Here is a 12,854-nt window from a genome sequence, read left to right on the forward strand (position 1 = left end):
GAAGCTGCCGATGCCATGTGCGGGGCGATCGCCCCCGCCGTCACCAGGACGTCCACCCGCCCGTGCCGTCCGAACGCCTCGTCCGCGAACCGCCGTCGACCTCGTACGGGCCCTGCACGCGGCCGCGGAGAACGCCGAGAACCTCGCCAACGAGGGCGAGGAGCGCTCCGCCGCGCTCCAGGAGGTCGGCGAGGCCGCCTACCGCGACTCCACCTCGGCCGCCACCGAGGCACAGCGCGCCCGCAGTGAGATCGGGCATCTGCGCCAGCGGCTGAGCGAGGTCGAGCAGGAGACCGCCGAGGCCGTCCGCGCGGGCTGGCTCGACGACAGCGCGCCCGATGCCGACCCGGCCCGGGCCGCCCTCGCCGCCAGCGACGCCGAGAAGACGGCCGTGGCCGCCTGGGACACCGCCCGCGAGGCCGCGAACCGGGCCACCGAGCAGGCGCGCGAGGCGGCCTCCGCCGAGGCCCGCGCGGAGCTGACGGCCGCCCGCGCGGAGGACGCGGCCACCGCCGCCGCGCGCTCCTACGAGGCCGAGCGCCGGCTCGCCGAGGCGCTGGCGGGCGAGGAGCGGCTCGCGGAGCTGCTCAGCCTGACCGGCACCCGCCAGGCGGTCCCCAGGCCCCGGCACGACCCGGCGGACGGGGAGAGCGCCCAGGAAGGCGCGCTCACCCCCGAGGACCTCGACCGCTTCGCCGACGAACTGCGGGAACTCCTCGACGACGCCGTCTCCTCGGCCGAACGCCAGCTCTTCGAACTGCGCACCGCCGCCGCCGACGACTCCCGCATCCTCGGAGCGCTCGGCGACGGCGGGCTGCTGCCACCCGGCCCGGACGTGCTGGCCACCGTCGAGTTCCTCGGCGAGCAGGGCATCCCCGCGCTGCCCGGCTGGCGCTATCTCGCGCAGGCCGTCGACCCCACCGACCACGCGCGCGTGCTGGCCGCCCGGCCCGAACTCGTCGACGGCGTGATCATCACCGACCCCGCCACGCACGCGCGTGCCCGCGAGGCGCTGAACGACGCCGCGCTGCTGCCGCGGTCCGCCGTGGCCGTCGGCACCGCGGCCGCCCTGCTCGCGCCGACCCCGGCCCCCGCCTCCGGCGACGGGGACGTCTTCCTCGTACCGCCGAACCCCGCCATGCACGACGAGCACGCCGCCGACGAGGAGCGGCAGGCGCTGCGCGCCCGGGCCACCGAGCGGGACGAGGAGATCCGCTCGCTCGCCGCCCGGCTCGGCAAGGACCGTGAACTGGCCGCCCGGCTCTCCTCCTGGCGCACCGGCTGCCCGGCCGGGCGGCTCGTGGAACTCGCCCAGGCCGCCCAGGACACGCGCGCGTTCGCCGAGGAGTCCGAGGCGGAACTGGCCGAGGCCCGCACCGTCCGCGCCGAGGCCGACGAGACCGCCACCGAGGCCACGCGGCTGCGTGACGAACGCCAGGAGGCGGCCCAGAAGGCCCGGCGCGCCGCCGACGCGCTCGCCGGGCTCGCCTTCCGGCTGCGTGAGCGGGCCGGCTGGCAGGTCAAGCTCCGTGAACTGGCCGACGAGGCCACCGAGTCGGAGGCCCGCGCCCAGACCTGCCTGGAGCGGGCCCGCGCCGCCGACGAGGACCGCCGTGCCGCCCAGCGCGGCGCCGACGACGCCCGCCGCACCGCCCGCGCGCTGCGCGCCGAGCGCTCCGAGATCGCGGGCGCCCCCGACGACGTACCGGCGGACGACTCGGCCGATCCCAAGTCGTCGCTGCCCGCCCTCCGGGAGGCCTACCGGGCCGCCTCGCAGGTCTACGAGAAGGTCGGCGTCGGCGCCGATCTGCGGGCCGAGCAGGCCCGGGCGGAGAGCGACGAGAGCGCGGCCCTCGCGGAGCTGGAACGGCTCAGCAACAAGGTCCGCACGCGCGCGGAGCAGCTGCTCCAGTCGCCCGACGGCTCCGACGGTCCCTCCCGGCAGGCCGCGGCCGCCCGTGCCGAGGAGCTGGTGCAGCTCCTGGAGACGCGGATGTCGAGCGCCAGCGAGCAGCTCGGGCGGCTGCGCGGCGAGGCCGAGCGGCACGCGCCCGAGGACGGCGAGACGCACACCGAGCTGGCCGAGGAGCTTCAGCCGCGCGACGCCGAGCACGCACAGGCGCTGCTGCGCACCGCGTCCGCCGAACTGGCCTCCCGCACCGAGGCGTTGAGCCAGGCCCGGGAGGCGCACGCCGAGCTGCTCGACTCCCATCGGGCCGCGGAGGACGCGGCGGGCGGCTTCGACGAGATCGCCGCGATGCTGCGCGACCTGCTGCGCGAGCACGCCTCGGAGGACGAGCAGCAGGAGCAGGAGCCGTATCCGGGCAGTCCGGAGGAGGCCCGGCAGTCCGCCGCCGAGGCCCGCCGCTCGCTGCGCGGCTGCGTCGCCGACCTCTCCGCCGCCGAGGCCGCCGTGCGCGAGGCCAGTGACGTGCTGGTGCGGCACGCCAACTCCACGCGGTACGAGCAGGTCCGCACCCCCGCCCGGCAGCAGATCCGCGAGCTGCCGGCCTCCTCGCTCCCGGAGCACGCGCAGAAGTGGGCGGACGCCTTCGCGCCCCGACTGCGGGTCCTCACCGACGAGTTGGCGCAACTGGAGCGGAATCGCGACTCGATCGTGGACCGGCTGCGCGGACTCGTCGAGTCGGCGCTCGCGACCCTCAGGTCCGCCCAGCGGCTGTCCCGGCTGCCGGAGGGGCTCGGCGAGTGGTCCGGGCAGGAGTTCCTGCGGATCCGCTTCGAGGAGCCCGACCAGGCGACGCTGACCGAGCGGCTCGGCGAGGTCGTCGACGAGGCCACCCGCGCGGCCGTCAAGAAGAACTCCGACCTGCGGCGCGACGGAATGTCCCTGCTGCTGCGGGGAGTTGCCGCGGCGCTCCAGCCCAAGGGTGTGGCCGTCGAGATCCTCAAGCCGGACGCCGTCCTGCGCGCGGAGCGGGTGCCGGTCGGGCAGATGGGCGACGTCTTCTCCGGCGGCCAGCTGCTCACGGCGGCGATCGCGCTCTACTGCACGATGGCGGCGCTGCGCTCCAACGACCGGGGCAGGGACAAGCACCGGCACGCCGGCACGCTCTTCCTCGACAACCCCATCGGCCGCGCCAACGCGACCTACCTGCTGGAGCTCCAGCGGGCCGTCTCCGACGCGCTCGGGGTGCAACTCCTCTACACCACCGGCCTGTTCGACACCACGGCGCTCGCGGAGTTCCCGCTGGTCATCCGGTTGCGCAACGACGCCGACCTGAGGGCGGGTCTGAAGTACATCAGCGTGGAGGAACACCTCCGGCCCGGGCTGCCGCAGCAGCCGCAGGCCGGGGAGGCCGGGCACAGCGAGATCACCGCCACGCGGATGTTCAAGCGGCCCGCGCCGAACGCCTCTTGATGCTCTGTCAGGAGTGCGACAGCTGTCCCGCGCCGCCCCGGCGCCGTATCCGCTCCTGGGCGCGCGCGGCGACCCGCTCCTGACGACGGGCCCTGCGCCGCTCGCGCCGCAGGGCACGCGCGGTGCTGCTCGGGACCGACACCACGCCATGGCGCTGGTTCCACACCTGGCGGGTCACCCAGACGTCCACCGCGCCCCAGGTGGCCACCACGGTGCTGGCCACGCTGCTGATGACCATCGGGAACGCCAGCCAGGACCCCGCCATGGTGCACAGGAACGCGACCATCGCCTGGATCAGCGTCACGGCGATGATGAGCACCGCGCGCACCGCGGAGGTCCGCACCGGATCGGGCAGCCGACGCCGACGCGCGGTCTCCTCGACCCACAATGGCCGGTACGACTCCTCGGGGGCCGATCTGCGGGCGTCAGCCGCCCGCGCCCCCGCCGGAATGTCGTGAACCGGCGCCTCCACGCCCTGTTCGGGCGCCTTCTGCCGCTCCGCCGTGCCCATCACCGTGTCACTCCCCACCGCCGGCAGCCCCTCACCCCGTCCCTGGTGGACAGGGCTTCCCTGTGGCTGCCCGGCTTGCGCTGTTTTACGCCGCCCGGTTGCGGATGCGGCTCCTGTGGCCGAATCCGCCGCCATTTCCCGAAGAGAAGGACGAACAAGACGTCTTCAAGATTCCCCGTGGACATCAAAGAAACGAAAAAATCCAGCCAACCCCCCACCTGCGGCGATCGGATGCGGTCCGGCGCGGACCACCGGGGCGCTGGAGGCAATCTCCCGCAATGAGCGGACAACTCCTCATGTCTCGTCACCGAGGCGGACGTTCGGCTTCCGGACGGAGCTTCGAGATACGGGTGCGTCGGTAGTAGGCTCGCGGCGTTTGTTGACGCACATGTGTACCCCCGGCCGGCGGGGGTTCGAGCTGGGGGAGGCCATGCGCTTTCGCGGGAAGTCGATCCGCCGGAAGATCGTGGCGCTGCTTCTCGTGCCGCTGGTGTCCCTGATCGCGGTGTGGGGCTTCGCCACGGTACTCACGGGACGCGAGGTCGCCCGGCTGTTCCAGGTGTCCGCGGTGGTCGAGAAACTGGGCTACCCGGCCGAGGACACCGTGCGCGTCCTCCAGCAGGAGCGCCGCCAGACCCTCGTCTACCTGGCCGACCCACGTGCCTCGGACGCCCTGGCGTCACTGCGCGGCACCCGGAACGCCACCGACGACGCCCTCACCAAGTTCCGCAAGAACGCCCAGAATCCGGATGTCCGCGACGGACTCGACCAGGACGACGACGAGCGCCTGACCGCCGTCCTCGACGGATTCGACGGCATCGAGTCACTGCGCCGCAGCGTCGACGAGGCCACGGTCACCCGTACCCAGGCCCTCGACCTGTACAACCGCCTCGTCGACCCCACCTACGCGCTACTCGCCACCCTCGACGGCGTCGACAGCGTGGAGTTGGACAAGCAGGCCCGCGCCCTGGTGAACATCACCCGCGCGCGTGAGCTGCTCTCCCGCGAGGACGCCCTGCTCGGCTCCGCCCTGGTGGTCGGCAAGCTGGACCGCGTAGAGATCCGCGACATCTCCGACCTGGTCGCCCAGCGCACCCTCCTGTACGACGTCAACCTGCCCGTGCTCCCGTCGAGCGAGCGTGAGCGCTACGAGCGGTTCTGGAAGAACGCGGGCACCGCGCCGCTGCGCTCCGCCGAGCAGTCCGTCGCCACCGCGGAACCCGGCACCACCGGTGACGTCAGCGCCCAGAACTGGGACACCGCCGCCGGCAACGTGCTCGACGAACTCGCCAAGCTCGACGACCAGGCCGGCGACCGCTACCAGGACCGGGTCCGCCCCGACGCGATCGGCGTCATCGTCAAGGCGGCCGCCGTCGGCCTCCTCGGCCTGATCGCCATCCTCTTCTCGCTCGTCCTCTCCGTGCGCGTCGGCCGCACCCTCATCCGCGACCTCAGGCAACTGCGCCTGGAGGCCCACGAGGCCTCCGGAGTACGGCTGCCCAGCGTGATGCGCCGCCTCTCGGTGGGCGAACAGGTCGACGTGGAGACCGAGGTCCCGCGCCTGGAGTTCGACAAGAACGAGATCGGCGAGGTCGGCCAGGCCCTCAACACCCTCCAGCGCGCCGCCGTCGAGGCCGCCGTGAAGCAGGCCGAGCTGCGCGCCGGAGTCTCCGAGGTCTTCGTCAACCTCGCCCGCCGCAGCCAGGTCCTGCTCCACAAGCAGCTCACCCTGCTCGACACCATGGAGCGCCGGACCGAGGACACCGACGAACTCGCCGACCTGTTCCGCCTCGACCACCTCACCACCCGTATGCGCCGACACGCCGAGGGTCTCGTGATCCTCTCCGGTGCCGCCCCCTCCCGGCAGTGGCGCAAACCCGTCCAGCTCATGGACGTCGTGCGCGCGGCCGTGGCCGAGGTCGAGGACTACGAGCGCATCGAGGTCCGCAGGCTGCCCAGGGTCGCCGTGACCGGTCCGGCCGTCGCCGACCTCACCCACTTGGTGGCCGAACTCCTGGAGAACGCCACGGTGTTCTCGCCGCCGCACACCGCCGTCCAGGTCCTGGGCGAACGGGTCGCCAATGGCTTCACCCTGGAGATCCACGACCGCGGACTCGGCATGGCCGCCGACGCGCTCCTCGACGCCAACCTCCGGCTCGCCGAGACACCGGAGTTCGAGCTCTCCGACACCGACCGGCTGGGCCTGTTCGTGGTCAGCCGGCTCGCCCAGCGGCAGAACGTCCGCGTCTCGCTCCAGCCTTCGCCGTACGGCGGCACGACCGCGGTCGTCTTCATCCCGGACGCGCTGCTGACCGACGAGATCCCGGACACCAATGGCATCGGCTTCCGCCTGGACCGGCCCCGCCCCTCCAAGGAGGCCGAGCTGGAGGAGGCGCATCGCAACGGGCTCACCAAGGTGCCGGCCCAACTGCCCGGCATGCCGCCCGCGGTCATCGACGGCCCGGTCGAACTGGAGGCGCCCGTCGACCTGGACGCCCTCAGCGACTTCCCGAACGCCCTGGAGGACGAGGACGGCGAACACGGCGGACTGTTCCGCCCGCGCCGCGCCCTCACCCAGATCGACGGCACCGACGCGGCCGGCCGCGACGACCTGCTCGACCCGCCGGTGCCGCTGCCCCGCCTGGGCAGCCCCAAGCTCGTCAGCTCCCACGGGCGTCCGGTCACCGACGACCGGCCGGAGCGGGAGGACGCCGAGGAGACACCGGCGGCCGCCTCGCCTCCGGTGGGCGCGGGTCCCTCCTGGTCGGAGCCCCCGGCCCTGCCGAGCCGTCGGCGCGGTGCCGCGCACCTGCGCCGGGGGACCGGACTGGCCGACCGGGTCGACGAGTTGACCGACTCCCCGGCCGCCTCGGACCACGAAACGGGCATGACGCACGACGCCCCGGCCCTGCCCCGGCGCACCCGGCGCGCGGAGATCGCGTCGAGCGGCACGGGCGTCTCCGACGCGGCCAGTCCCTTCCCGGACACCGACACCGCCCCTGACCCGACCGACCAGGCCCCCGTCATCGGCGGACGCCCTGGCTGGAGCGACCACTCCCGCAACACGGCCGGCCGCGTCGTACGGACGGACTTGGGGGAGCCGTCGCAGGGAGCGTCCGGAGGGTCGGGCCCGGGGGACACGGCGGCCTACGGGAGTTCCGATGGGCGTGGGGATGCGGGCCTGACGGGTCCGGCGGCGCAAGGGGATTCGGGCTCGATGGGTCCGGCGCAGGGGAGTCACGGCGCGGTGGGCCCCGCGGCGGCACACGGAAGCCCCGGTGCCGGCGGCTCGGCGCGAGGAACACGTGGCAGCCTGTACGAGGCCTTCGGCGGCGCCTCTCGCGGCCTCTCCGGAGCCCCTGGCGGTCCCGGTGGTTCCGCGGGTGGATCGGCCCGTCGCTCGGCGCGTGAGCCCCTCGGAGGTCTCGCGCACGGCGCCTCGGGCGGCCTGCCCGGTGGGGGAACCCCCGGCGGCCCGTCCCGCGGCACCGCGCCCGGCGCCCAGGACGCCTCCGCGGGCACCGCCCCGCTGCCGAGGCGGGTCCGGCAGGCCAGCCTGGCGCCGCAGCTGAAGCAGAGCCCCGTGCCGCGTACGAAGCCGCAGGCGGAGCCCGCCGAGCGGGACGCCGACGAGGTACGCAGCCGTATGGCATCGCTCCAGCGCGGCTGGCAGCGCGGCCGCGAGGAGAACGCCGCCGGCGACGACACGCAAGGCGGCACAGCACCACAACGAACGACAAAGGGGGACGGTCGATGACCGCACCGCAGGCGACCGGCCACGGCGACAACAGCAAGTCCGGGGAGCTCAACTGGCTCCTCGACGACCTGGTGGACCGTGTCGCGAGCATCCGCAAGGCCCTCGTGCTGTCCGGCGACGGCCTGCCCACGGGCGTCTCCAAGGACCTGACCCGCGAGGACAGCGAACACCTCGCCGCCGTGGCCTCCGGCTTCCACAGCCTCGCCAAGGGCGTCGGCCGGCACTTCGAGGCGGGCAACGTCCGGCAGACCGTCGTCGAACTGGACGAGGCCTTCCTGTTCGTGACGGCCGCCGGCGACGGCAGCTGCCTCGCGGTCCTCTCGGACGCCGACTCGGACGTCGGCCTCGTCGCGTACGAGATGACCCTCCTGGTCAAGCGGGTCGGTGTGCATCTGGGTGCCGCTCCGCGCACCGATCTGCCTCAGGGCGGGTAGTGAGATGGCATGAGCACAGACGGTCAGGGAAGAAGCCACTGGTTCGACGACGACGCCGGGCCGGTCGTGCGTCCGTACGCCATGACGCGCGGGCGCACCTCCAGCACGGGCCAGCACCGCCTCGACCTCATCGCGGTGGTCGTCGCCGAACAGCACGACGGCGACCCCGAGGGCGACCACACCCTCTCCCCGGAGCACGTGGACATCGTCGGCCTGTGCCGGGACACCCCCCAGTCCGTCGCCGAGCTGTCCTCCGAACTCGACCTGCCGATCGGTGTCGTACGGGTCCTCGTCGGCGATCTCGTCGAGTCCGAGTGGGTCCATGTGAACCGGCCCGTGCCGCCCGCCGAGCTCGTGGACGAGAGCATCCTGCGCGATGTGATCAACGGCCTCAGGGCCCTGTGACCGTTCGGGCGCGACACCCGTCCTGTGGATATGATCTGACCGATCGTCGAGACCATCCGCAGAGGCGCGAACCAGCCCGCGGACACGGTGCCGAGCAAGCAGGAGAGACCACATGATCTTCGGGCGTTCTGAGCGCGGCAAGTCCCCGGTCGAACCCGTCACGCTCAAGATCCTGGTGGCCGGCGGCTTCGGCGTGGGCAAGACCACCTTCGTGGGCGCGGTCAGCGAGATCAGGCCGCTGCGCACCGAGGAACTGCTCACCGAGGCCGGCCGTCCGGTCGACGACACCACCGGTGTCGAGGGCAAGCGCACCACCACCGTGGCCATGGACTTCGGCCGCATCACCCTCCGCGACGACCTCGTGCTGTACCTCTTCGGCACGCCCGGCCAGGAGCGGTTCTGGTTCATGTGGGACGAGCTCTCCGAGGGCGCGCTCGGCGCGGTCGTGCTCGCCGACACCCGCCGCCTGGAGGACTGCTTCGCCGCCGTCGACTACTTCGAACGGCGCTCCATCCCCTTCCTCGTCGGCGTCAACTGCTTCGACGGAGCGGTCCGTTACCCCGAGGAGTCCGTACGGCAGGCCCTCGACCTCGACGAGGACGTACCGGTCGTGCTGTGCGACGCCCGCGACCGGCAGTCGGTCAAGGACGTCCTCGTCGGCGTCGTCCAGCACGCCATGGCGTACTCGGCGCGGCACCGCCAGACCGTCACCACCTGAGACAGGACAGGGGCGCGGCCCGTACCCCCGCCGACAGGGGTACGGGCCGCGGTCGTCCGGCGACGCGCACGCGCGCGTGCCTAGCTCTCGCCGTCCTCCTCCCAGCCGAAGCTCTTCTCCACGGCCTTGCGCCAGTTGTGGTACTGGCGGTCCCGGATGGACGCCTCCATGTCCGGCGTCCACTCGACGTCCTTCTGCCAGTGGGACTTCAGCTCGTCGAGGTCGTTCCACACGCCCGTGGCGAGCCCGGCCGCGTACGCGGCACCCAGGCACGTGGTCTCGGAGACCTTCGGCCGCACCACCGGGACGTCCAGGACGTCCGCCTGGTGCTGCATCAGCAGATTGTTCTTGGTCATGCCGCCGTCCACCTTCAAGGTGGTGATCTGCACTCCGGAGTCCTGGTACATGGCGTCCACGACCTCACGCGTCTGCCAGCTCGTCGCCTCCAGCACGGCCCGCGCGAGGTGCGCCTTGGTGACGTAGCGCGTCAGGCCCGTGACGACACCGCGCGCGTCGGAGCGCCAATAGGGCGCGAACAGACCGGAGAAGGCGGGCACGATGTACGCGCCGCCGTTGTCCTCGACGCTCGCCGCCAGGGGCTCGATCTCGTCGGCGTCGCGGATGATGCCGAGCTGGTCCCGGAACCACTGGACCAGCGCGCCCGTTATGGCTATCGAGCCCTCCAGACAGTAGACCGGTGCCTCCTCACCGATCTTGTAGCCCATCGTCGTCAGCAGCCCGCTCTTCGACGGGACCGGCCGGTTGCCCGTGTTGAGCAGCAGGAAGGAGCCCGTGCCGTACGTGTTCTTCGCCGTGCCCACGTCGTAGCAGGCCTGTCCGAACACCGCCGCCTGCTGGTCGCCCAGCGCGGACGCCACCGGTACGCCGGCGAGTTGGCCGACCGCGGTGCCGTAGACCTCGGAGGACGACCTGATCTCGGGCAGGACCGCGTCGGGCACGCTCATGGCGTCGAGGATCGACTGGTCCCACTGGAGCGTCTCCAGGTTCATCAGCATGGTGCGCCCGGCGTTGGTCACGTCCGTGACGTGCCGGCCGCCGTCCGTGCCGCCGGTGAGGTTCCAGATCAGCCAGGAGTCGATGGTGCCGAAGGCGATCTCGCCGTTCTCGGCCCGCGCGCGCAGTCCCGGCACGTTGTCGAGCAGCCAGGCCGCCTTCGGCCCCGAGAAGTAGGTGGCCAGCGGCAGCCCGGTCTGCTCGCGGAAGCGGTCCTGGCCGTCCGAGCCGCCGAGCTGGTTGGTCAGCGCCGCCGTGCGGGTGTCCTGCCAGACGATCGCGTTGTGCACCGGCTTGCCGGTGGCGCGGTCCCACAGGACCGTCGTCTCGCGCTGGTTGGTGATGCCGAGGGCGCTGAGCTGGTCGGCGCGCAGCCCGGCCTTCGCGAGCGCTCCCGCGACCACCGCCTGCACCTTCGACCAGATCTCGGTGGCGTCGTGCTCCACCCACCCTGGCTTGGGGAAGATCTGGCGGTGCTCGCGCTGGTCGACGGCGACGATCGCGCCGTCCTGGTTGAAGACGATGCAGCGGCTTGAGGTGGTGCCCTGGTCGATAGCGGCGACGAACTTGTCCGTCATGACGTCCCCTTCGTCGTTCCGTCGGGAGAACTTCGGGAGAACTTCGGGAGGCTGCGGTGGATCGGGAGGCCGCGGGCGGTCAGAAGGCCGCGTTGAAGATGAGCCCGGACAGCGCCCCGCCGATCAGCGGGCCCACCACCGGGATCCACGCGTAACCCCAGTCCGAGGTGCCCTTGTTGGGGATCGGGAGCAGGGCGTGGACGATGCGCGGGCCCAGGTCACGGGCCGGGTTGATGGCGTACCCGGTGGGCCCGCCGAGCGAGAGGCCGATGCCGACCACCAGGAAGGCCACGACGAGGACCGCGGTACCGGACTCCCCGAGCCCCTTGGTCAGCCCGAAGGCCAGGATCGGCAGCACCAGTCCGACGGTCGCGATGATCTCGGTGACGAGGTTCGCCACCGGATTGCGGATGGCGGGGCTGGTCGAGAAGATCCCGAGCGTGGGCTGGGCGAGCTCCTCGTCTGCGTTGGCCTGGAACTGCGCGTAGTAGGTCAGCCAGCACAGGACCGCGCCGAGCATCGCACCGACCATCTGCCCGGCGATGTAGACGGGCACCTGCTCCCAGTCCCCGGTGTCGACGGCGATCCCTATGGTCACCGCCGGGTTGAGATGCCCGCCGGACAGCGGGGCGGCGGTGTACGCCCCGGCCAGCACGCCGAAGCCCCAGCCGAAGGCGATGACGACCCAGCCGGCGTCCTTCGCCTTGGAGTAGTTGAGTACGACGGCGGCGACCACGCCGGCGCCGAAGAGGATCAGAATCGCCGTACCGATGACCTCACCGAGAAATACGTCTCCGTTGCTCATGGCGGCTCCTAGGCCCTGGCCCGGGGCGCTCGACCCCGGTCCTCCGTGCAGGGTGCGGTTCCCTTGGCGGACCGCCGAGGGCAGGGAGAGTCCCGCGCCCCGCCCGGCGTCCGCGACGAGCGTGCCGTCGCAGCCGAATCGCCCGTGGGGGGGGTGTGGGCCCTGACTCGTGGGGGAGCCCGTGGCGCAGTGCCGGGAGACGCCGGGAATGTACGGCGATGTCGACTGACACCGGAAGTGTTCACCGGGCCCCGGGGAGCGTCAAGGTCGCGGACGGGAACGGTTGGGACGACGGCGTCGGCGGAGCGGTGGGGGCGCGGGGTGGATGGCGCTCGGGGGAGGGCGGTGCGGGGGATGGTGCGTGGCGTAGGGCGGCATGTCCTACGGCGCGGACGGTCGGCCCAACCGATGCTGTTCTCGGCGCTCGGCGCTCGGCGCTCGGCGCTCGGCGCTCGGCGCTCGGCGCTCGGCGCTCGGCGCTCGGGACGACGGGCCGAGGCATCCCCGGCTTCCCGTTCCCGCTCAGCCCCTCCCCGGCTCCGCCACCGCATACCCGGTCGCAGCACTCGGTGCCCCCGACCCGCGCCGGATCTCGTGCCCCGGCAGGCCGGCCCGCCCCACGACCCAACTCGTCCCGCCGAGGGCCTTCGCGGCCTTCTTCAGCGGGGCCAGACAGGCGGCCGCCTCCCGGTGGTCGGTCACACTGCCCGGCAGGCACACCACGGTCGCCAGGGACAGCGTCACAGGCCGCCCGCCGGCCGCCCAGGGCGCGTCCAGCACGGCGGCCGCCACGGGCACCAGCTCCTCCGGACCCGCCAGCACCAGGAAGTCGTCGCCACCGATGTGGCCCACGCGCGCGGCGCCGGTCGCCGACTGCGCGAGCGTCCGCCCCACCGCGCGGATCAGCTCGTCGCCCGCCGCGAACCCTGCCCCGTCGTTGACCTGCTTGAAGTGGTCGACGTCCAGCCAGCTCAGCGCGAAGGTCCGGCCCTCCGCGATCCGCCGGTCCACCTCGGAGGTGATCGCGTCCGAACCGGGCAGCCGGGTCAGCGGGTTGAGCCCGGCGGCCTCCTCCACCCGCGTCTCACTGAGCGCCCGCACGAGATCCGCGAGCCGTACGACGCCCACGCACCGGCCGTACCGGTCGACCACGGCCACGTCGTCCGACGTACGGTCCCATGGAGCACAGGACGCCGACGATCGAGTAGAACAGGCGTTGTGCCGGGCTGAAGAGGATGAGCAGACCCGCCAGG

The 12,854-nt window shown here is 72.9% G+C and carries 9 protein-coding genes; 5 read left to right on the top strand and 4 right to left on the bottom strand.

Features of this window, described 5'->3' with window-relative positions:
• The coding region (locus ABZ896_RS49090) for a hypothetical protein (protein ID WP_360944739.1) at window positions 1-3,379 on the top strand (3,379 nt) is incomplete at its 5' end.
• Window positions 3,380-3,386: 7 nt separating this feature from the next.
• Here the strand turns inward: ABZ896_RS49090 and ABZ896_RS49095 are convergent.
• Entirely contained in the window at window positions 3,387-3,908 is a 522-nt protein-coding gene (locus ABZ896_RS49095) for a hypothetical protein (protein ID WP_360944742.1), read from the bottom strand.
• A 412-nt stretch (window positions 3,909-4,320) separates the two neighbouring features.
• Between ABZ896_RS49095 and ABZ896_RS49100 the strand changes: the two genes are divergently transcribed.
• The 4 genes from ABZ896_RS49100 to ABZ896_RS49115 all read left to right on the top strand — a co-directional run bounded on the left by ABZ896_RS49100 (window position 4,321) and on the right by ABZ896_RS49115 (window position 9,204).
• Entirely contained in the window at window positions 4,321-7,647 is a 3,327-nt protein-coding gene (locus ABZ896_RS49100; protein WP_360944745.1) for a nitrate- and nitrite sensing domain-containing protein, read from the top strand.
• Complete coding sequence (locus tag ABZ896_RS49105) at window positions 7,644-8,081, top strand: roadblock/LC7 domain-containing protein (RefSeq protein WP_360944748.1); 438 nt, start codon at window positions 7,644-7,646, stop codon at window positions 8,079-8,081. The genes ABZ896_RS49100 and ABZ896_RS49105 overlap by 4 nt, the downstream gene beginning before the upstream one ends.
• Before the next feature lie 9 nt (window positions 8,082-8,090).
• Complete coding sequence (locus ABZ896_RS49110) at window positions 8,091-8,486, top strand: DUF742 domain-containing protein (protein ID WP_360944751.1); 396 nt, start codon at window positions 8,091-8,093, stop codon at window positions 8,484-8,486.
• A gap of 112 nt (window positions 8,487-8,598) precedes the next feature.
• Window positions 8,599-9,204, top strand: a complete 606-nt coding sequence (locus ABZ896_RS49115) for an ATP/GTP-binding protein (protein ID WP_360944754.1) — start codon at window positions 8,599-8,601, stop codon at window positions 9,202-9,204.
• 80 nt (window positions 9,205-9,284) lie between these two features.
• On the opposite strand, the gene glpK is transcribed toward ABZ896_RS49115, so the two are convergent.
• From glpK to ABZ896_RS49130, 3 genes are all read right to left on the bottom strand, one after another.
• Window positions 9,285-10,796, bottom strand: coding sequence for a glycerol kinase GlpK (glpK, locus tag ABZ896_RS49120; protein ID WP_360944757.1), 1,512 nt, complete (start codon window positions 10,794-10,796; stop codon window positions 9,285-9,287).
• Window positions 10,797-10,875: 79 nt separating this feature from the next.
• A complete protein-coding gene (locus ABZ896_RS49125; RefSeq protein WP_360944760.1) occupies window positions 10,876-11,601 on the bottom strand; it encodes an MIP/aquaporin family protein in 726 nt (241 codons plus the stop codon).
• A gap of 522 nt (window positions 11,602-12,123) precedes the next feature.
• Window positions 12,124-12,854: GGDEF domain-containing protein (locus tag ABZ896_RS49130; protein WP_360944763.1), on the bottom strand; the 731-nt coding region annotated here is incomplete at its 5' end.

The organism is Streptomyces sp. NPDC047072 (genome assembly GCF_040643855.1).
In the GTDB taxonomy this organism is placed as follows: Bacteria; Actinomycetota; Actinomycetes; order Streptomycetales; family Streptomycetaceae; genus Streptomyces.